Origin of the sequence: Microbacterium sp. ProA8 (genome assembly GCF_039905635.1) — a bacterium.
Classification (GTDB): domain Bacteria; phylum Actinomycetota; class Actinomycetes; order Actinomycetales; family Microbacteriaceae; genus Microbacterium; species Microbacterium chionoecetis.
Map to the genome: position 1 here is coordinate 1,961,210 of NZ_CP157000.1, position 20,013 is coordinate 1,981,222.

21 protein-coding genes are annotated in these 20,013 nt (G+C 70.8%); 14 read left to right on the forward strand and 7 right to left on the reverse strand.

The genetic code is table 11. The annotated features are described in order from the left end of the window. The first annotated feature begins 35 nt into the window (after positions 1-35). The 3 genes from glgA to ABG085_RS08515 all read left to right on the forward strand — a co-directional run bounded on the left by glgA (position 36) and on the right by ABG085_RS08515 (position 2,403). Positions 36-1,229, forward strand: coding sequence for a glycogen synthase (glgA, locus tag ABG085_RS08505; RefSeq protein WP_347978950.1), 1,194 nt, complete (start codon positions 36-38; stop codon positions 1,227-1,229). 9 nt (positions 1,230-1,238) lie between these two features. Then, complete coding sequence (locus ABG085_RS08510; RefSeq protein WP_347978951.1) at positions 1,239-2,024, forward strand: ABC transporter ATP-binding protein; 786 nt, start codon at positions 1,239-1,241, stop codon at positions 2,022-2,024. A gap of 121 nt (positions 2,025-2,145) precedes the next feature. Next, positions 2,146-2,403, forward strand: a complete 258-nt coding sequence (locus ABG085_RS08515) for a type B 50S ribosomal protein L31 (RefSeq protein ID WP_163619513.1) — start codon at positions 2,146-2,148, stop codon at positions 2,401-2,403. A gap of 95 nt (positions 2,404-2,498) precedes the next feature. Here ABG085_RS08515 and ABG085_RS08520 read toward each other — a convergent pair whose 3' ends face one another. Continuing rightward, a complete protein-coding gene (locus ABG085_RS08520; protein ID WP_347978952.1) occupies positions 2,499-3,230 on the reverse strand; it encodes an exonuclease domain-containing protein in 732 nt (243 codons plus the stop codon). Between the two features lie 88 nt (positions 3,231-3,318). Here ABG085_RS08520 and ABG085_RS08525 point away from each other — a divergent pair, with 88 nt between their 5' ends. Then, positions 3,319-4,218 (forward strand): alpha/beta hydrolase, encoded by a 900-nt coding sequence (locus ABG085_RS08525; protein WP_347978953.1) that lies wholly within the window; start codon positions 3,319-3,321, stop codon positions 4,216-4,218. Here the strand turns inward: ABG085_RS08525 and ABG085_RS08530 are convergent. Beyond that, positions 4,178-4,732, reverse strand: a complete 555-nt coding sequence (locus ABG085_RS08530) for a CGNR zinc finger domain-containing protein (protein ID WP_347978954.1) — start codon at positions 4,730-4,732, stop codon at positions 4,178-4,180. The two genes, ABG085_RS08525 and ABG085_RS08530, sit on opposite strands and share 41 nt — an antisense overlap. A 74-nt stretch (positions 4,733-4,806) precedes the next feature. Here ABG085_RS08530 and ABG085_RS08535 point away from each other — a divergent pair, with 74 nt between their 5' ends. Then, positions 4,807-5,820 (forward strand): DMT family transporter, encoded by a 1,014-nt coding sequence (locus ABG085_RS08535; RefSeq protein WP_347978955.1) that lies wholly within the window; start codon positions 4,807-4,809, stop codon positions 5,818-5,820. On the opposite strand, the gene ABG085_RS08540 is transcribed toward ABG085_RS08535, so the two are convergent. Continuing rightward, entirely contained in the window at positions 5,795-6,265 is a 471-nt protein-coding gene (locus tag ABG085_RS08540; protein ID WP_347978956.1) for an Lrp/AsnC family transcriptional regulator, read from the reverse strand. The two genes, ABG085_RS08535 and ABG085_RS08540, sit on opposite strands and share 26 nt — an antisense overlap. 165 nt (positions 6,266-6,430) lie before the next feature. Here ABG085_RS08540 and pdhA point away from each other — a divergent pair, with 165 nt between their 5' ends. From pdhA to ABG085_RS08555, 3 genes are read left to right on the forward strand one after another with little or no spacing between them, the layout of a single operon-like run. After that, entirely contained in the window at positions 6,431-7,561 is a 1,131-nt protein-coding gene (pdhA, locus tag ABG085_RS08545; protein WP_347978957.1) for a pyruvate dehydrogenase (acetyl-transferring) E1 component subunit alpha, read from the forward strand. 2 nt (positions 7,562-7,563) lie between these two features. Further along, positions 7,564-8,574, forward strand: coding sequence for an alpha-ketoacid dehydrogenase subunit beta (locus tag ABG085_RS08550; protein ID WP_347978958.1), 1,011 nt, complete (start codon positions 7,564-7,566; stop codon positions 8,572-8,574). Further along, the gene (locus ABG085_RS08555) at positions 8,574-9,992 is read left to right on the forward strand and encodes a dihydrolipoamide acetyltransferase family protein (RefSeq protein ID WP_347978959.1); all 1,419 of its coding nucleotides are present in this window, start codon (positions 8,574-8,576) and stop codon (positions 9,990-9,992) included. Before ABG085_RS08550 ends, ABG085_RS08555 begins: the two co-directional genes overlap by 1 nt. Positions 9,993-10,029: 37 nt before the next feature. Here ABG085_RS08555 and ABG085_RS08560 read toward each other — a convergent pair whose 3' ends face one another. Then, complete coding sequence (locus ABG085_RS08560; RefSeq protein ID WP_347978960.1) at positions 10,030-11,841, reverse strand: alkaline phosphatase family protein; 1,812 nt, start codon at positions 11,839-11,841, stop codon at positions 10,030-10,032. A gap of 28 nt (positions 11,842-11,869) precedes the next feature. Beyond that, a complete protein-coding gene (locus ABG085_RS08565; RefSeq protein ID WP_347978961.1) occupies positions 11,870-12,466 on the reverse strand; it encodes a TetR/AcrR family transcriptional regulator in 597 nt (198 codons plus the stop codon). Between the two features lie 156 nt (positions 12,467-12,622). On the opposite strand from ABG085_RS08565, the gene ABG085_RS08570 reads away from it, so the two are divergent. The 6 genes from ABG085_RS08570 to ABG085_RS08595 are packed head-to-tail and all read left to right on the forward strand — an operon-like array spanning position 12,623 to position 19,027. After that, entirely contained in the window at positions 12,623-14,227 is a 1,605-nt protein-coding gene (locus ABG085_RS08570) for a carboxyl transferase domain-containing protein (protein WP_347978962.1), read from the forward strand. Positions 14,228-14,232: 5 nt separating this feature from the next. Continuing rightward, positions 14,233-16,347, forward strand: coding sequence for a biotin carboxylase N-terminal domain-containing protein (locus ABG085_RS08575; RefSeq protein WP_347978963.1), 2,115 nt, complete (start codon positions 14,233-14,235; stop codon positions 16,345-16,347). Between the two features lie 14 nt (positions 16,348-16,361). Continuing rightward, positions 16,362-17,513, forward strand: a complete 1,152-nt coding sequence (locus ABG085_RS08580) for an acyl-CoA dehydrogenase family protein (protein WP_347978964.1) — start codon at positions 16,362-16,364, stop codon at positions 17,511-17,513. A gap of 28 nt (positions 17,514-17,541) precedes the next feature. After that, complete coding sequence (locus tag ABG085_RS08585; RefSeq protein WP_347979149.1) at positions 17,542-18,027, forward strand: MaoC family dehydratase; 486 nt, start codon at positions 17,542-17,544, stop codon at positions 18,025-18,027. Further along, a complete protein-coding gene (locus ABG085_RS08590) occupies positions 18,024-18,833 on the forward strand; it encodes a CoA ester lyase (protein ID WP_347978965.1) in 810 nt (269 codons plus the stop codon). The genes ABG085_RS08585 and ABG085_RS08590 overlap by 4 nt, the downstream gene beginning before the upstream one ends. After that, positions 18,830-19,027, forward strand: a complete 198-nt coding sequence (locus tag ABG085_RS08595) for a hypothetical protein (RefSeq protein WP_347978966.1) — start codon at positions 18,830-18,832, stop codon at positions 19,025-19,027. The genes ABG085_RS08590 and ABG085_RS08595 overlap by 4 nt, the downstream gene beginning before the upstream one ends. Here ABG085_RS08595 and ABG085_RS08600 read toward each other — a convergent pair. Together ABG085_RS08600 and ABG085_RS08605 are read right to left on the reverse strand one after the other, a co-directional pair. Then, a complete protein-coding gene (locus ABG085_RS08600) occupies positions 19,009-19,389 on the reverse strand; it encodes a DUF1801 domain-containing protein (protein ID WP_347978967.1) in 381 nt (126 codons plus the stop codon). The two genes, ABG085_RS08595 and ABG085_RS08600, sit on opposite strands and share 19 nt — an antisense overlap. 10 nt (positions 19,390-19,399) lie before the next feature. Then, a complete protein-coding gene (locus ABG085_RS08605; RefSeq protein ID WP_347978968.1) occupies positions 19,400-20,005 on the reverse strand; it encodes a histidine phosphatase family protein in 606 nt (201 codons plus the stop codon). Positions 20,006-20,013: the final 8 nt, after the last annotated feature.

Sequence of the window (20,013 nt, forward strand, 5' to 3'; positions counted from 1 at the left end):
TGACGCGTTCCGGGCCGTGTACTAGCGTTCGAGGCATGCGAGTCGACATCGTCACCAAGGAGTACCCTCCGGAGATCTACGGCGGCGCCGGCGTGCACGTGACGGAGCTCGTGAAGGCGCTGCGGTCGACCATCGATGTGCGCGTGCGCGCGTTCGGGGCCGAGCGCGACGAAGCGGGCACGACGTCGTACGGCGTGCCGGCCGAGCTCTCCGGTGCGAACGCGGCGGTGCAGACACTCGGCACGGACCTCGAGATCGTGTCCGATGTGGCCGGCGCCGACGTCGTGCACAGTCACACCTGGTACGCGAACCTCGCCGGCCAGCTCGCGTCGCTGCTCCACGGCATCCCGCACATCGTGACCGCCCACAGCCTCGAGCCGCTGCGGCCGTGGAAGGCCGAGCAGCTCGGCGGCGGCTACGCCGTCTCGAGCTGGATCGAGAAGTCGGCGTACGAGGGCGCCGCGGCGATCGTCGCGGTGAGCAACGGCATGCGCGAGGACATCCTCCGCAGCTACCCGGCGCTGGATCCGGAGCGGGTGCGAGTCATCTACAACGGCATCGACGTCGAGGCGTGGCACCCGGTCGAGGATCCCGCGCTGCTCGCAGAGCTCGGCATCGACCCGGCGAGGCCCTCGGTGGTGTTCGTCGGCCGCATCACACGACAGAAGGGCCTGCCGTACTTCCTGCGCGCCGCGGAGCGGCTGCCGGCCGACGTGCAGGTGATCCTCGCCGCCGGCGCTCCCGACACCCCGCAGATCATGGCCGAGGTGGAGGGCCTCGTGCGCGGGCTGCAGGACACCCGAGCCGGTGTCGTCTGGCTCGACCGGATGCTGTCGCGCCACGAGCTGTGCACCATCCTCAGTGCGGCCACGACGTTCGTGTGCCCGTCCGTGTACGAGCCGCTGGGCATCGTGAACCTCGAGGCGATGGCCTGCGGTGCGGCCGTCGTCGGGACGGCGACGGGCGGCATCCCGGAGGTCGTCGTCGACGGCGTCACGGGGCGGCTCGTCCCGATCGAGCAGGTGCAGGACGGCACGGGCACGCCGACCGACCCCGAGCGCTACGTGGCGGATCTCGCGCGCGTGCTCACCGAGGTCGTGAGCGATCCGGAACGGGCACGCGAGTACGGCGCCGCCGGACGCCGGCGTGCGACGGAGGATTTCAGCTGGCAGCGCATCGCCGATCAGACGGCTGCGCTCTACGCGGAGGTGGCCGCCGGCGGCCGTTAGGCTGGTCGCATGCCACAGGTGCTCGAGTTCTCCGACGTCGTCGTCCGCCGAAACGCCAGGAACATCGTCGACCACCTGAACTGGACCGTCAACGACGACGAGCGCTGGGTCGTCCTCGGACCCAACGGTGCCGGCAAGACCACGGTGCTCCAGATGGCCGACACGCTCCTGCACCCCACCTCGGGAACGGTGACGATCCTCAGCGAACGGCTGGGGCGCACGGATGTGTTCGAACTGCGCCCGCGGATCGGGTTCGCATCGTCGGCGATGGCGCGTCGCGTGCCGCCCGAGGAGACCGTGCTCAACGTCGTGCTCACCGCCGCCTACTCGGTGCTGGGCCGCTGGCGCGAGGACTACGAGGACATCGACGAGCGCCGCGCGCTGCGGGTGCTCGCGGAGTGGAAGCTCGACCACCTCGCCGACCGCACCTTCGGCACGCTCAGCGACGGCGAGCAGAAGCGCGTGCAGATCGCACGAGCCGTCATGACGGACCCCGAGCTGCTCCTGCTCGACGAGCCGACCGCGAGCCTGGATCTCGGGGCGCGCGAAGAGCTGCTCATCCTCTTGGGCGGCTACGCCCAGGCCCCCACGACTCCCGCGATGATCATGGTCACGCACCACGTCGAGGAGATCCCGGTCGGCTTCACCCACGTGCTGCTGCTGCGCGACGGACAGGCGGTGGCATCCGGTCCCGTCCGCGAGACCCTCACGTCCGAGACGCTCACCGACACGTTCGGCGTCCCGATCCGCCTCACCGAAGACGGCGGCCGCTACGCCGCACGCGCGGCGCACTGACGCCCGCAGAGACTGGTTCGGCAACCGGCCGGGAGCCTGGTAGAATCTTTCTTTGGTGCGCTCGCACCCCAGACTTTGACCGCGCTGGCAAAATCCAGGGCATCACCCTCAAAGGACCATCATGAAGACTGACCTCCACCCGGACTACCAGGCCGTCGTGTTCCGTGACCTCGGCTCGGGCGAGACGTTCCTCACCCGCTCGACGGTGAGCAGCGACAAGAAGATCGAGCTCGACGGCGTCGAGTACCCCGTCATCGACGTGGAGATCTCGTCGGCCTCGCACCCGTTCTACACGGGCAAGCAGCGCATCATGGACTCGGCCGGCCGCGTCGAGAAGTTCAACCAGCGCTTCAAGAACTTCGGCGGCGCTTCCAAGTAAGCCCCCCGCGCGTTCGACGGCGCTCGACGACCGGTCAGCGGTCCGCCTCGGATCAGAAGACCCCGCTACGGCGGGGTCTTCTGCGTTTCCGCCGCTCAGCGGATAGGCCAGCGGCCGTCGAGCTGCTCGTCCGCATCGAGCCGGCCGATGCGGACGAAGTACTCGGTGAGGCTCTCGGCCTGCGCGCGTGCCCAGCCGATCTGGCGGGTGTGGAGTTCGTGGACGGTGTCGGGCAGCCACGGCGCGTAGCGCTCGGCGAGCGCCTGGGCGACCCGCCCGGCCGCCACGGCGTCTGCGGAGGCCTCGTGGGCGGCGTCCAGCCTGACGGCGTAGTGCGCCGCCACCACTTCCAGCGTGCGCTTGCCCTTGCGCCAGCGGTCGTACGCCTTGTCGACGACGAGCGGGTCGATCACCGGGGACGGTTCGTGGATCGGCGCGATGTCGTGGCGCAGCGACTCGTACTTCAGCAGCGAGAAGTCGAACGGCGCGTTGTAGGCGACGACGGGGATGCCGGCGTCCAGCAGCGCGCGCACCGCCTCGACGACCTCGCTCACGACCTCGGCGGCCGGGCGCCCCTGTGCGCGCGCGTGTGCGGTCGATATGCCGTGGATCGCACTCGCGCCCTCGGGGATGTCGACGCCGGGATCCGCGAGCCAGTCACGCGCGCGGATCACCCGGCCCGCGGCATCCAGCAGTCCGACGTGGGCCGTGACGATGCGGTCGGCGGTGACGTCGATGCCCGTGGTCTCGAGGTCGAACACCCCGATCATGCGCACCCAGTCCGGTACATCCCACAGCGGCAGCTGTTCGGGACGCGGGCGGCTCATGCCGATCACGGTATGCGCCGCTTCCGACATCGCGGCGCAGGCGCTCCGCTCACACCGGAGGCGAAGCCGCGCCTCGTAGACTCGACGGGTGACCGCCCCGAATCCGTACGCCCCGCTGCTCGACGTGATCCCGGTCGAGCGGCGTGAGGTCGACGTGCTCGGCGGCGTGACGGCGTACTGGGTCTACGGCCCCGCCGACGCGGCCGTCACGCTCGTGGCGGTGCACGGCTTCCGCGGCGAGCATCACGGCCTCGAGCCGGTGGTGGCGCACCTCCCGTCGGTGCGGGTGATCTCGCCCGACCTGCCGGGGTTCGGCGAGACGGCGCCCGTGCCGGGGCGCCGGCACGACCTCGACCTCTACGCCGAGTGGCTGCGCGAGTTCGCGGCGGCCGTGTCTCCGGGCGCCGTGATCCTCGGCCACTCGTTCGGCTCGATCGTGGTGGCGGCCGCCGTCGCCGGCGGGCTCGCGACGCCCCGCGTCATCCTGGTGAACCCGATCGGCGCACCGGCGCTCGAGGGACCGCGCGGCGTGCTCACGCGACTGGCCGTCTTCTACTACTGGGCTGGGGCGAAGCTGCCGAAGCGCCTCGGCGACGCGCTGCTGCGCAACGGCCTCATCGTCCGGGTGATGAGCGTGTCGATGGCGAAGACCAAGGACCCCGGCATCCGTCGATTCGTGCACGATCAGCACGACACCTACTTCTCGCGCTTCGCGGACCGGGATGTGCTGCACGACGCGTTCCTCGCCTCGGTGTCGAACGACGTGCGCGCGTTCGCGCCGCGCATCGCGCAGCCGACGCTGCTCGTCGCCGCGCAGCGCGACGACATCACGCCGATCGAGGCTGAGCGACGGCTGGCCAGGATGTTCCCCGATGCGGAGCTGGTGGAGATCCCCGACGTCGGGCACCTGATCCACTACGAGACGCCGGCTCCCGCCGCCGACGCGATCACGCGCTTTCTCGCGCCTTCCGACGCCGATACGCGTTGACGTTCATACGGTTGCCGCAGTTGCCGATGTCGCAGTAGCGCTTCGAGCCGTTCTTCGAGAAGTCCACGTAGACACCGTCGCAGTCGTCGGCGGCGCAGATGCGCACGCGGTCGTATTCGTCGGCCCGGATGACGTCGACGAAGGCCAGCGCCGCCTCGACCATGATGCGGGTCGCGAGCGGCGCGTCGTCGCTCGTCGCGTGGATGTGCCAGTCGAATCCGTCGTGGATGACCAGGCGGGGGAGCGCGTGGCCGTCGCGGAGCATCTCGTTGACGAGCGGCACGGCACCGTCGCGGTCGACTTCCCACAGCTGCCGCAGCCGGGGCCGGACGGCGCGGATCGCGGCGAGCTCGGCATCATCCCGCCGGATCAGCCCGGTGTAGGGGTTGACGCGCAGGTAGTCCTCGAAGTCCTCGAGGGTCGACAGGGTGTCTTCGTCGTCGTAGCCGGGCAGGGTGTTCACGAGGTACGACGCCGCGCGCAGATTCTGCTCCGTGTCATGAATGAAAACCATGTTGACTCCTGACATACCCCTCGGCTACTGTCACCAGTGTAAGCATGTTTCACCCCTGACGGACGGATGTCGCCATGGCCGCCTCGACCGCAACACGCCCGGCAGCGATGCTGGGCGTGGCTCCCCGCCCGAGTGCGCGACTGCGCACCAGCGGATTGGTCATGGGTGTCGCCTCCGCCCTGGCGTTCTCGTCGAGCGGGCCGTTCGTCAAGCCGCTCCTCGAAGCCGGCTGGTCGCTGGGAGCCGCCCTGCTCGTGCGCATGGGCGTCGCCGGACTCGTCCTGTCGCCGGCGCTGTTCCTGGCGATGAGGCGGCAGCGCGGCTTCCTCCGCCGCCACTGGCGGCTGATCGCCGGCTTCGGCCTGATGCCCGTGCTGGGCTGCCAGCTGTTCTTCTTCTCGGCGATGCAGCGGATGCCGGTGGCCGTCGCCCTGCTGATCCAGTACCTCGCCCCGGTCATGCTCGTCGTGGCCGTGTGGGTGCGCACCCGCAAGGCGCCGTCGGCGCTCGTGCTGTGGGGGTCGCTGGTGGCCATCGTCGGACTGGTGCTCGTGGTGGACATCTCAGGAGCGTCGTTCGATCTGATCGGCACGCTGCTGGCCCTCGCCGCGGCCGTGTGCGTGTGCGCCTACTTCGTGATCTCGGAACGAGCCGGCGACGATCTGCCGCCGCTGGCGCTCGCGGCGAGCGGGCTGCTGACGGGCGCGATCGTCATGGGGATCCTCTGCGCCACCGGCATCATGCCGTTCCACGCGCCCGCGGTGTCGGTCGTGCTCGCCGGGGTGTCCGTGCCGTGGTGGATGCCGCTGCTCTGGGTGGCCGGCATCGCGACGACGCTCGGCTATGCGCTCGGCGTGATGGCGGTTCCGCGTATCGGCTCGCGCGTCGCGTCGTTCGTGGGGCTGTCGGAAGTGCTGTTCGCCCTCATGTTCGCGTGGATCTTCCTCGCCGAGGTGCCGGCGCCCGTGCAGTTCGCGGGCGGGGCGCTCATCCTGGTCGGGGTCGTGCTGGTGCGCGCCGACGCCTCGTCGACGGTCACCCCACAGCTCGCTCCCGCCGTGCCTACTCCTGCCGCGCCAGGTCCATGAGCGGGGTGACGCGGTGGGGGATGACCTCGCCCATCACCAGGGACGTCTCGGTGCGCTCGACGCCTTCGATGGCGAGGATGCGCGCGTCGGTGTCGAACAGGTGCTGCGTGTCGCGGCAGGCGACGCGCACCAGCAGATCGACCTGACCCGACAGGCCGTGGGCCTGCACGACCTCGGGCACACGCGCGAGTTCGATCGCGATGCGGGGGAGATCGGCCTGCCGCACGATGACGCTGATGAACGCCTCGATCGGGAATCCCAGCGAGGCGGATGAGATGGCCCGCTCGTACGACAGGAACACGCCCGCCTTCTCCAGACGAGACATGCGCGCCTGAACCGTGTTGCGCGAAAGTCCGAGGCGCTCCGCGAGGGCGACGACGGTGGCTCGGGGATCGGCGGAGAGCGCGGCCAGCAGTTCCAGGTCGACATGATCGAGGGCACTCATAGTGCGAAACGCTAGCACGCTATGGGTGCTCATTACTTATCAACATGCTCAAGCAGATCACGAATGCTTGAGCGAGGTGCGATGCGGACGTAGCCTCGATGTAGTCGGCGACGAAGCCGGCGCACGCGAAGCGGCTCCTCACGAGGGAGCCCGCAACGAGGAGTGATGACGATGACGCACACCCTGACACCGACAGCGGATCTCGCCACCGACATCGACGATGTCGCGCGACTGCTGACGCCCGACGGCGAACGGATCGCCGACCCCGAGCTCGACCGCTGGATCGGCGACATCGATGCCGGGACGCTGCGCGGCCTGTACCGCGACATGGTTCTCCTGCGACGCATCGACACCGAGGGCGTCGCGCTCCAGCGACAGGGTCAGCTGGCCTTGTGGCCGCCCTGCCAGGGCCAGGAGGCGACGCAGATCGGCACCGCGCGAGCGCTGCGAGCCGACGACTTCGCATTCCCGAGCTACCGCGAGACGGGCGTGGTCTACGCCCGCGGCGGCAAGCCCGCCGACTTCGTGCTGGCGTGGCGCGGCGAGGAGCACTCGACCTACAACCCGTACGACATCAACACCGCGACGCAGCAGATCATCATCGGCGCGCAGGCGCTGCACGCGGTCGGCTACGCGATGGGCGTGCAGCGGGACGGCACCGACCAGGTCTCCGTGGCGTACTTCGGCGACGGTGCGTCCAGTCAGGGCGACGTGAACGAGGCGATGGTCTTCGCCGCCTCCTTCGGCGCCCCGGTCGTCTTCGTGTGCACCAACAACCAGTGGGCGATCTCCGAGCCCGTCAGCGTGCAGGCGAAGTTCCCCATTGCCGGGCGGGCGCCGGGCTTCGGCATCCCGAGCATGCGTGTGGACGGCAACGACGTGCTCGCATGCTTCGCCGCGATGCGCTGGGCGCTCGACAACGCCCGCCGGGGCAACGGGCCGGCCTTCATCGAGGCGGTCACGTATCGCATGGGCCCGCACACCACCTCGGACGACCCCACGCGCTACCGCGACAAGGACGAGGTCGAGAAGTGGCGCCGCCGTGACCCGATCACGCGCCTCGAGGCGCTGCTGCGCGCACGCGGCGAGTTCGACGAGGCGTTCGTCGCCGCCGTCGAGACGGATGCCGATGCCCTCGCCGTGGCCGTCCGCGAGGCGGCGATGACGGCGACGACCCGACCGCCGCTGACGGTCCTCGACAACGTCTACGCCGAGCCGCATTCCGGACTCGAGGAGCAGCGCGCGTGGTTCGGCGCCTACCTCGACGGATTCGCTCCCGCGGCCGAGGGGGTGTGACGATGGCGCAGCTCACGATGGCGAAGGCCATCAACGAAGGACTCCGACGAGCCATGGCGGACGACCCCAAGGTGCTCGTGATGGGCGAGGACATCGGCAAGCTCGGCGGCGTGTTCCGCATCACCGACGGGCTCCTCGATGAGTTCGGGGCCCAGCGGGTCGTCGACACCCCGCTCGCCGAGGCGGGCATCATGGGCACCGCGGTCGGGCTCGCCTTCCGCGGGTATCGACCCGTCGTCGAGATCCAGTTCGACGGCTTCGTGTACCCGGCGTTCGACCAGATCGTGTGCCAGGTGGCCAAGCTCCACTACCGCACGCGCGGCAACGTCACGATGCCGATCACCATCCGCATCCCGTGGGCGGGCGGGGTCGGCGCGGCCGAACACCACTCGGAATCTCCGGAGGCGTACTTCGTCCACACCTCGGGACTTCGCGTGATCGCGGTCTCGAACCCTCAGGACGCGTACGTCATGCTGCGGCAGGCCATCGCCTCGAACGATCCCGTGGTCTACTTCGAGCCGAAGCGCCTGTATCACTCCAAGGGCGAGGTCGACCTCGACGTGCCGCTGGCCGACGCACCGCCGATGGGCCTGGCGCGCATCGCCCGCGAGGGCAGCGACGTGACGCTCCTGACCTACGGCTCGCAGGTCGCGACCGCCATGGATGCCGCCACCGCCGCCGAGGACGACGGCGTGTCGATCGAGGTCATCGACCTGCGATCGATCTCGCCGGTCGACTACCGCACGGTGACGGCATCCGTCCGCAAGACCGGCCGCGTCGTCGTCACCCACGAGGCGGCTCGCGAGGCGGGCGTCGGCGCCGAGCTCATCGCCAGCGTGACCGAGCGCTGCTTCAACTATCTGGAGGCGGCGCCGCAGCGCGTCACCGGGCACGACATCCCGTACCCGCCCGCGAAGCTCGAGAAGCACCACCTCCCCGATCTCGACCGGATCCTCGACGCCGTCGATCGCGTCATGGACCGGCCGAACAGCCTGAGCGGGGTGCTCGACTGATGGCGCAGGACTTCCGTCTTCCCGACCTCGGCGAGGGTCTTCCCGAGGCCGAGCTCGTGCAGTGGCTCGTCGCCGTCGGCGACACCGTCGCCCTCAATCAGACCATCGCCGAGGTCGAGACGGCCAAGGCGGTCGTCGAGCTGCCGTCGCCGTATGCGGGCACCGTCACGGCGCTCCACGCCGAGGCGGGCGACGTCATCGCCGTCGGCTCGGTGCTGATCTCGTTCGACACCGGTGCGACTGCACCGACGCCGCCGGCACCTGCCGCGCAGGCCGAGGCATCCGCTGCCGACGCCGCTGCGAACGGCACGGCGGCCGCGCCTGCCGCCCCGGCCGCCGAGCCGAACCTCGTCGGCTACGGCGCGGCGCCCCGCGGAACCGCGCGGCCGCAGCGTCGCGCCCGCGTCGCGGCGTCGCGGGCGGCAGCATCCGACACCGCCGTGCTGGAGGCCGCGCCGCACGACGCGATTCAGTTCGCCGATGTCGTCGAGCGACCGCTCGAGCGTCCGCGTTCGACCCCGCCCGTGCGCAAGTTCGCGAAGCAGCTGGGCGTGGACCTCGCCCTCGTCGAGGCGACCGGTGCGTCCGGCGTGATCACCCGCGCCGACGTCGAGGCGTACGCCGAACGGGTGGGAGCGGTCGCCGCCCCGGGAGTCGCCTCCGAATCGGGCGAGCCGGCCGAGCGGTTCGATCTGCCCGCACCGGACAGCGGGGGAGAGCGCACGACCCGCACGGCGATCCGCGGCGTCCGGCGCATGACCGCGGAGGCGATGGTGCGCAGCGCCTTCACGGCGCCGCACGTCACCACCTTCCTGACGGTCGACGTCACGGCGACGAGCGAGCTCATCGCCTCGCTGCGCGCCGACCGCCAGCTGCAGGATCACCGGATCGGCGTCATGGCGGTCGCCGCGAAGGCCGTGTGCCTCGCGCTGGCGCGCCACCCCGGCCTCAACTCGAAGTGGGACGAAGAGGCCGGCGAGATCGTCGAGCACCACTACGTGAACCTCGGGATCGCGGCGGCCACGGGGCGGGGACTGGTCGTGCCCAACATCCGCGACGCCCAGGAGCTGAACCTGGTGGAGCTGGCCGACGCCATCCGCGGCCTCGCCGAGACGGCACGCGCGGGCAGGACGGCGCCGGCCGACATGATGGGCGGGACGTTCTCGATCACCAACGTCGGCGTGTTCGGCGTCGATGCCGGCACGCCGATCATCAACCCCGGGGAGGCCGGCATCCTCGCGATCGGCGCGGTGCGGCGTCAGCCCTGGGAGCACCGCGGTGAGATCGCCCTGCGCGACGTGATGACGCTCGCACTGTCGTTCGACCATCGCCTGGTCGACGGCGAGCAGGGCTCGCGCTTCCTCGTCGACGTGGCCGACATCCTCCGCGAGCCCGGGCGGGCGATGCTGCTGCGCTAGCAGGCCGCTGACCGGCCGGCACCATTGGGCCGGCCGGTCAGCTCTTCTTCGGGTAGAAGAGACCGAGGCCGTGCTGCTGGAGCACGTCGTACGCCTCGGCGTACGTCTCGGGCTCGGCTGCGTCCGGCGGTCCGTACCGCGCGAGCAGGAGCCCCAGCAGCCCGCGCCCGGGAGGGCTGAGCGGCTTGGCCTTGTGCGCGCCGTCACGAAGGTCGATGTGCTCTTCCTCGTGCGGATTGGGCGGCACGTACATCGGGTGCACGACGGGCCACGTGGACGGGTCTCGCGGGGTCTCGAGGTTGACCACAGAGAACAGGTCGCCCGCCGTCGCGTCGCGACGGGTGAGCGGGCGCAGGCCGTGCAGTCGGGCGAGGGTCGCGATGACGGCGCCGTGATGCATCTCGTCGTGCACGATGGTGCCGCTGCGCGTGTACGCCGAGACGGCGATCGCCGGAACGCGGACTCCCAGGCGGTCGAACATGAAGCCCATCTCACCGGGTGCGTCCTCGGCGACGGGTGGCACGGCGGACGGAGGCGGGACATGGTCGTACGTGCCCCCGTGCTCGTCGAACGTGATCAGCAGGAGCGTGTTCAGCGCGTTCGAGCCGTCCGGCGTGGTGCCGGCCTTGACGGCGTTGTAGACGTCGGCGATGAGCTTCTCGCCGGCGCGCACATCCGAGACGGCGGAATCGAGCACCGGCGTGCCGTCGACCTCGCTCTCGCGGTACACGCCGAAGGGCGGGTGGAAGTCGTTGTGGTTGTAGACCATCCGCGGCTCGATGAACGCGTACGCGGGCAGCCGACCGGCGGCGGCGTCGTCGAAGAACTCCGACATGTGGCCGAAGCGGCCGGTGCGCCAGTACTGCTCGACAGCCGGCGCGTGCATCATGCCGGTGAGTGAGACGAGCTGCATCTCGTCGAAGTACACCTTCCACGGGATCCCGGCCTCTTCGAGGCGGTTGAAGATCGTGGGCGCGGCGGGTGCGTCCAGCCATTTGTCATAGCCGCCGCCATGCTTGTTCGTGACGAAGCCGTGCGACGTGGACGCGTGGAAGAAGGACCGGTTGCAGTAGGTCTGCGAGGGGACCGCGGCGAACCAGGCGTCGAAGACCGCGAAGCCCTTCGCGAGAGTGGAGAGCACCGGCAGCTGCTCGGGTGAGAAGCCGCCCATGATGTGGGAGGCCTCCTCCACCGTCGGCGCCTTCCCGTGACGCAGCCGCTCGACGTTGTTCCAGTAGTCGCGGACGAAGCCGTCCATCGTCGGCACGGTGCCGCCGGGCGGTGCATTGAAGGGCGCCGCCATGTCGCCGACCTGGCTGGTCGCATTGGTGGCGGGCGTCACGGTGTCGAACAGCTGCGTGTTGACGTGCGGGAACTCTTCGCCGGGATCGGGGTTCGGGCGGCCCATCACCTCGTCGGTGGGGCCGCTGTAGGTGTGTGCGGCGATGCGCTCGCCGCCGGGCGCCGAGTTGGCGTAGTCCCCGAACGCGAGCCCATCGAACGTCTCGCCGTCCGGGAGGGTGTCGGGCGTGTAGAGCCACCCGAGCAGGTTGTCGAACGAGCGATTCTCGCCCATCACGACGACCACGTGATCGAAGCCGGGTTCGGAGCGCGCGGGCATGGCGGCCAGATCGAGCGAACCCTCGCGCACACCGAGCTCGTGCCCGATGGCGGCGCCCGCCGCCGCTCCGACCGCTCCACCGACCACGAGCCCTGCGGTCGCGATGCCGCCGAGCTTCAGGAAGTCGCGCCGCGAGCTGTCCAGGCCGTCGGGGTGCCGGCGCGCGACGTCGCTCGCTTCGCCGTTCGTCGCCGGCTGCGCGTCGTCCGTCTGGCCGTCCCCCGCCATGGTGGATCCAGATTAGGGCACGTGGGGATCAGGCGGTCAGCGAGGCGTGGGCCATCGAGTGGAGGATGCCGCGGAGGTCGCGTTCGCCGGGGCGAGAGCGCGACGCGTGCACGGTGTGGGGCGTCGAGTTGATGAGCCCGAAGCACGCGTGCGCGCGCACGCGCAGATCGTCCTCGTCGCGGTCCGGATGGATGGTGGAGAGGATGCCGATCCACACCTCGACGTATTCGCGCTGGAGGCGGCGCACGGTGTGCCGGTCGTCGTCGCTGAGGCTGGCGAGATCGCGATCCTGGACGCGGATGACGTCGGCGTCGCGGAGGGCGAACTCGACGTGGAACGCGATGATGGCGTCCAGCTGGTCGGCCGGCTGCTCGTGCGCGGACAGCACGGCTCGCCCTCCCGCCAGCAGCCGTTGGCTCACCTCGACGAGGATGGCACCGAGGAGCGCCTGCTTGTTGGCGAAGTGCCGGTACAGGGCGGGCCCGCTCACGCCGACAGCGCCGCCGATGTCTTCCAGGCTGACGCCGCTGAAGCCGCGCTCGGCGAACAGGGTGGCCGCCTCGCGGAGGATGGCCGCGTGGCGGTCCGCCTTCGCGCGGTCGCGGTCGGTGCCGGCGCTCGTCATTTCCGTACTCCGCTGGTCGTTCCCGTGAGGGCTTGTCATTTCAGTTAAGGATCGCTAACCTGAACCTCAGTTAGTGAACACTAACCAATCCGATCGCGTCCGACAACGGGCGTGATCCGATCGTGACGTCGACGCAGACGACACGGGAGGGCGCAGATGACCGTGCTGAGCACCGCGGCGGTGCGTGATGACGCCTTCGCACGCGCCCATGCCGCCCAGCAGGAGCTGGCCGACGGACTGCGCGCGAGACTGGCCGCGGCCTCCCTCGGCGGCCCGGCCGCCTCACGGGAGCGCCACGTCGCCCGCGGCAAGCTGCTCCCGCGTGACCGTGTCGCGCGGCTGCTCGACGAGGGGAGCCCGTTCCTCGAGGTCGCGCCCCTCGCCGCGGAGGGTCTGTACGGCGGGGACGCCCCGGCGGCCGGCGTCATCGCGGGCATCGGGCTGGTCCACGGACGCCAGGTGATGGTGGTGTGCAACGACGCCACGGTCAAGGGCGGCACGTACTATCCGCTCACCGTGAAGAAGCACCTGCGCGCGCAGGAGATCGCGTTCGAGAACCGCCTGCCGTGCGTGTACCTGGTCGACTCGGGGGGCGCGTTCCTGCCGATGCAGGACGAGGTCTTCCCCGACCGCGACCACTTCGGGCGCATCTTCTTCAACCAGGCGCGTCTCTCGGCCGCCGGCATCCCGCAGCTCGCCGCGGTCCTCGGCTCGTGCACCGCCGGCGGCGCGTATGTCCCTGCGATGAGCGACGAGACGATCATCGTCCGGGGCCAAGGCACCATCTTCCTGGGCGGTCCGCCGCTCGTCAAAGCAGCGATCGGCGAGGTCGTCACCGCCGAGGAGCTCGGCGGGGGAGAGCTGCACGCCCGCCGCTCGGGCGTCGTGGACCACCTCGCGGAAGACGACGAGCACGCCCTCGAGATCGTCCGCGACATCGTCGCCACCCTGCCGCTGCCGGTTGCGCCCGCGTGGGACGTCGTGCCGAGCGTGCCGCCGGCGGTCGACCCGTCCGACCTGTACGGGGTCGTCCCCGTCGACGTCAACCAGCCGTACGACGTGCGCGAGGTCATCGCGCGCCTCGTCGACGGCAGCGAGTTCCACGAGTTCAAGCGGGAGTACGGCGACACGCTGGTCACCGGCTTCGCCCGCCTCCACGGGCACCCTGTCGGCATCGTCGCAAACAACGGCGTGCTGTTCAGCGAGTCGGCGCAGAAGGGCGCGCACTTCATCGAGCTGTGCGACCAGCGCGGCACGCCGCTGCTGTTCCTGCAGAACATCTCCGGATTCATGGTGGGTCGGGATGCCGAGGCCGGCGGCATCGCGAAGGACGGCGCCAAGATGGTCACCGCCGTCGCCACCACGCGCGTCCCCAAGCTCACCGTCGTGATCGGCGGCTCGTTCGGCGCCGGCAACTATTCGATGTGCGGCCGGGCGTACTCGCCGCGATTCCTGTGGACCTGGCCCGCGAGCCGCATCTCGGTGATGGGCGGGAACCAGGCCGCCTCGGTGCTCTCGACCGTCAAGCGCGACCAGCTGGAGGCCCGCGGCGAGGACTGGTCGCAAGCGGACCAGGCGGCGTTCGAAGCGCCGATCCGTGCCAAGTACGAGGAGCAGGGGAGCCCCTACTACGCCACCGCCCGGCTCTGGGACGACGGCGTCGTCGACCCGCTCGACACCCGCGACCTGCTCGGACTCGCGCTGGACGTCGTCTCGCGCACACCGCTGCCCGAACCGCGCTTCGGCGTCTTCCGGATGTGATCCCCGTGACTCCTGCTCCGACCATCGAGCCCGCCGGCGGCCCGCCCTTCGAGACGGTGCTGGTCGCGAATCGCGGCGAGATCGCACGCCGGGTGATCCGCACGCTGCAGCGGCTCGGCATCCGCTCGGTCGCCGTCTACAGCGATGCCGACGTCGCTGCGCCCCACGTGCGCGAAGCCGACGTCGCGGTGCGGATCGGGCCGGCGGCGGCATCAGCGTCGTATCTCGACATCGCCGCGGTGATCGCCGCCGCCCGCGAGACCGGCGCCGAGGCCATCCATCCCGGCTACGGGTTCCTCTCCGAGAACGCCGGCTTCGCGCGCGCCTGCGCCGACGCCGGGATCGTGTTCATCGGTCCGGGGGAGCGCGCGCTCGACGTGATGGGCGACAAGATCCGCGCCAAAGAGCACGTGAGCGCGCACGACGTGCCGACCGTGCCCGGCTTCAGCGCCGTGAGAGACGACGGCACTGCGATGACGGATGCCGACATCGCCGCGGCTGCGGACGACACGGGCTACCCGCTCCTGGTCAAGCCCTCCGCGGGCGGGGGCGGCAAGGGCATGCAGGTGGTGCGCGCGGCGACCGAGCTGCCGGAGGCGCTGGCCACGGCCCGGCGGGTCGCCGCCGCGGCGTTCGGCGACGACACGCTGCTGCTGGAGCGTCTCATCGAGCGCCCGCGTCACATCGAGGTGCAGGTGCTCGCGGACGCGCAGGGCACCGTCATCCATCTCGGCGAGCGCGAGTGCACGCTGCAGCGCCGGCATCAGAAGGTCATCGAGGAAGCACCTTCGCCAGTGGTGGATGCCGCCACCCGCGAGCGCCTCGGAGCGGCCGCGTGCGCGGCCGCCGCGAGCGTCGACTACCGCGGCGCCGGCACCGTCGAGTTCCTCGTGGCGGGCGACCGGCCCGACGAGTTCTTCTTCATCGAGATGAACACGCGACTGCAGGTCGAGCATCCGGTGACCGAGCTCGTGACCGGCGTCGACCTCGTCGAGCAGCAGCTCCTGGTCGCCGCCGGCCGTCCGCTCGCTCTCGCGCAGGAGGACATCCGCCTCGACGGGCATGCGATCGAGGCCCGTGTGTACGCCGAGAGCCCCGCGCGCGGCTTCCTGCCCGCCTCAGGTGACGTGCTCGTGTGGCGTGAGCCCCGCGGGGTGCGGACGGACGCCGCTGTCCAGTCGGGCAGCGTGGTGTCATCCGACTACGACCCGATGATCGCCAAGGTCATCGCCCACGCCGGCGACCGCGCCGAGGCGATCGCGCGGCTCGACGCCGCCCTCGCCGAGACGGTGCTGCTCGGCGTCGACAGCAACCTCGGATTCCTGCGCGCGCTGCTGGCCGATCCCGGCGTCCGCGCCGGCGACATGGACACCGGACTCATCGACCGGATGCCCCCCTACACGGCTCCGAAGCCGGGGGAGGCGGCGCTCGCCGCGGCAGCCGTGGCGGGCGAGCTCACTCGCGTGCGGGGCGGGGAGCCGGTGCGATCGGCGGCCGGCCCGCTGTGGCTCGCCGGCACCGGCTGGCGCGCGGGAAGCGCACCGGTCGGCCGAACGGTCGCGATCGAGGAGGAGGGTGGTGCCGTGGTCGCCGTCGCCGCTCCCGACCTCGCCCCGGCGTCGTTCTCCGCCATGGATCCGCGGCGAGTGAGCGGGTCGCCGGAGGGTGACGGCGCCGAGGCCGCCCACCGCGTGCCGTCGAACGCCGCCTCCACGGGGCACCACACCCTCCCCGGCGTGACGGTGGCGACAGATCCCACAGGATGGATCTGGGTGCACGCGGACGCCGCGACACATCGGCTTCGCCCCCTCACCCGTCGCCAGGCGATGGAGAAGCGCCTCGCCGCGCGTCAGCGCGATGCCGCCGCCACGGATCCCGAGCTGCGCGCCCCGATGCCGGGCGCGGTCGTCGCGCTCCACGTCGCCGACGGCGCGACCGTCGCTTCCGGCGACCGCATCGTGACCATCGAGGCCATGAAGATGGAGCACCCCGTCGTCGCCCCCCACCCGGGCGTCGTGCGCCTCGACGTCTCCACCGGTGACCAGGTGCGCCGCGACCAGGTGCTGGCGCACGTCACCGCCGCAGAACCCGCCCACGAGGCATCCGACACCCCCTCCTGAAACCCGAGGAAGCCATGGACCACTCCAACCTGACCGACGACGAGCGAGAGCTCGCCCGCACGGTGCGCGACTTCGCCGACCAGGTCGTCGCGCCGCAGGCCTACGAGGCCGACCGCACGAAGACGCTGCCGATGGACGTCGTCGCCCAGATGGGGGAGCTGGGCCTGTTCGGGCTGCCGTTCCCCGAGGAGTACGGCGGGCAGGGCGGCGACTACTTCGCCCTGTGCCTGGCGATCGAGGCGCTCGGCCGCGTCGACCAGTCCCTGGCGATCACGCTCGAGGCCGGCGTGAGTCTCGGCGCCATGCCGGTGTTCCGCTTCGGCACCGAGGAGCAGAAGCAGGCGCTGCTGCCCGATCTGCTGGCAGGCCGCGCGCTCGCCGGTTTCGGGCTGACCGAGCCGGAGGCGGGCTCGGACGCGGGCGCGACCCGCACCACGGCGACGCTGGACGGCGGGGAGTGGGTGATCAACGGCTCGAAGCAGTTCATCACCAACTCGGGCACGTCCATCACCCGGTTCGTGACCGTGACGGCGGTCACGGGGGAGCAGGACGGCCGCAAGCAGATCTCGACGATCATCGTGCCGTCCGGCACCCCGGGGTTCACCGTGGAGCCCGGCTACGACAAGGTCGGCTGGCACGCCTCCGACACGCACCCGCTGACCTTCCAGGACGCGCGGGTGCCCGAGGCGAACCTCCTCGGCGAGCGCGGTCGCGGCTTCGCGAACTTCCTGCACATCCTCGACGAGGGACGCATCGCCATCGCCGCGCTGTCGACCGGCGCCGCGGAAGGATGCCTGGAGGCCGCCGTCGACTACGCCAAGAAGCGCACGGTGTTCGGCGACGCGCTGGCGACCCGACAGGGCATCCAGTTCCTGCTCGCACGCATGCAGCTGCGCGTGCACAACGCGCGCCTGGCGTGGCACCACGCGGCTCGTCTGCGTGACGCCGGCAAGCCCTTCAAGACCGAGGCCGCGATCGCCAAGCTCACGGCGAGCGACGCCGCGATGGACAACGCCCGCGACGCGACCCAGGTGTTCGGGGGCAACGGGTTCATGAACGAGTACCCGGTCGCGCGGCACTACCGCGACTCGAAGATCCTCGAGATCGGCGAGGGCACGAACGAGGTGCAGCTGCTCGTGATCGCGCGGGCGCTCGGAGTGGCGTGAGGGTAGCGTGACAGGCGTGACCGACGAGATGCGCGCGATCATCCAACGCGGCCTGTACTACGACGAGCTCGAGCTGGGCGCCCGCTACCTGCATCGGCCCGGTCGAACCGCCACCGAGGCCGACAATGTGCTGTTCTCGTCGCTGACGATGAACACGCAGGCCCTCCACCTGGATGCCGCGTTCTCCGAGTCCCAGCCGTTCGGTCAGCGCCTCATGAACTCGATGTGGACGCTCGCGACGATGGTCGGGGCATCCGTCTCGCAGATCACGCAGGGAACGCTGGTCGCGCAGCTCGGCCTCACCGACATCTCGTTTCCCGCACCACTGTTCCACGGCGACACGCTCTACACCGAGACCGAGGTCGTCGACAAGCGGCTCTCGGCATCGCGACCGGGGCAGGGGATCGTGACCCTGCGCCACACCGGCCGCAACCAGCGCGACGAGATCGTCGCCGTCGCCACGCGGACCGCCCTGATGTGGTGCGCGCCGTCGACCCCGGAGAGGACACCATGAGCTTCGACCTCGGCCCCGCACTGCTGTTCTGCCCGGCGGACCGTCCCGAGCGTTACGCCAAGGCCTTCGATCGCGCCGACGCCGTCATCCTCGACCTCGAGGATGCCGTCGCACCCGGCGACAAGACGGCGGCGCGCGGCCACCTCATCGAATCGGAGCTCGACCCCGCCCGCGTCGTCGTGCGGGTGAATCCGCCGGAGACGGATGCGTTCATCGCCGACATGGCGACGCTCTCGCAGACCGACTACCGGCGCATCATGGTGGCCAAGTCCGAGTCGCCGAAGCGGATCGCCCGCATCGATGCGCGCTTCGAGGTCGTCGCCCTGTGCGAGACCGCGAAGGGCGTCGCACAGGCCGACCGCATCGCGGCGCTCGACAACGTCGTCGCGATGATGTGGGGTGCCGAGGACCTCGTGGCGAGCTTGGGCGGCACCTCCAGCCGCAAGCCCAACGGGCGCTACCGCGACATCGCGCGATACGCACGGTCGCGCGTGCTGCTGGCGGCTGGCGCACGCGGCAAGGCGGCCATCGATGCCGTGCACCTCGACATCGACGACGTGAAGCGCCTGGCCATCGAGGCGGCGGATGCCGCGGCATCCGGATTCCGTGCCACCGCCTGCATCCATCCGAGCCAGGTGCCGGTCATCCGCTCCGCGTACCGTCCCGATGAGAAGACCGTGCGGTGGGCGCGCGCGGTACTCTCGGCCGCCGAGTCGGAGCGCGGCGTGTTCTCGTACGAGGGGCGCATGGTCGACGAGCCGGTGCTGCGCCACGCGCGCGGCGTGCTGGCCCGCGCCGACGCATGAGCGCCGAATCCGAGCTCACCCCGCGCCTGGGCAAGGTCGCTCGGCGAGCGCTCGCCCTTCACAGCATCACCCGGTACGACCAGGTCGGCGCCCGCTCGCGCGCGGAGCTGCTCTCGATCCACGGCGTCGGCCCCAAGGCGATCCGGATCCTCGACGAGGAACTCGCCGCCCGCGGTCAGTCCTTCGCGGACTGACGCACCCGCTCGTCGGCGACCTCACGTGCCACACGGCCGAGCAGGTCGTACGGGATGTCCTTCGCATGCGGGAAGACGACCGAATCCTTCTCGGCACGGTAGGGGGCGATCTCGGACTCCAGCGGGTCCGGGAGGCGCGGCACGGGGTACAGCCCGATGTGCTTCTTCCAGCCGGCGAAGTGCAGCGCGTAGCGGCCGCCGAGCATGATCGCGGCGATGCCGTAGCGCATCTTCTCTTCGGGCCGGCTGCCGGATGCCGCCGTGACGGCGTCCACGATCTCGGCGCGGACACGGGTCAGCCGTGCCGCGACCTCGGGCGGAAAGCCCGCGATGTACTCGTCGACGGTGGCGGGAGCGGCCATGACGCTGAGCCTAGGCGACGAGTCCGGTGTAGGCGACGAGCCGCAGGTGATCGCGCTCGTAGACGAAGTCGTGGGCGGATCCGTTGAGCAGCCGCTCGCCCGCGGGAGGAAGCTCGTCGGCGGTGGCGTGGCGGATCATCTCGCGGATGAGCGCACCGTGGCTGACGACGATCAACGAGGACGCGGCGGGCGCCGTCGCGCGGCGGTGATCCCGCACGGCGCGGCCGAGCGCCGCGATGCCGCGGGTGCGCAGCTCGGCCCACGGCTCGGCGCCGGGCACCTCGGCCGTGTACGAGTCGCCCCACCGCTCGCGGAACTCGTCGAGACCCACGCCTTCCGCCTCGCCGTACGACCGCTCACGGAGCCCGCGGTATGCCCGTGGATCGGCCAGGCCCAGCTCGCCGGCGATGATCTCCGCCGTCTCCCGCGCCCTCGCGAGATCGCTCGACACGATGGTGGCGGGAAGCGAACCGTCCAGTCGCTCGCGGAGCAGCGCGGCGGTCGCACGCGCCTGCTCGCGCCCGGTGTCGTTGAGAGGGATGTCCGTCGCGCCCTGAATGCGCCGGTCGCGGTTCCAGTCGGTCTCGCCGTGGCGGATCAGGATCAGGGCGGTCACCCTCCGAG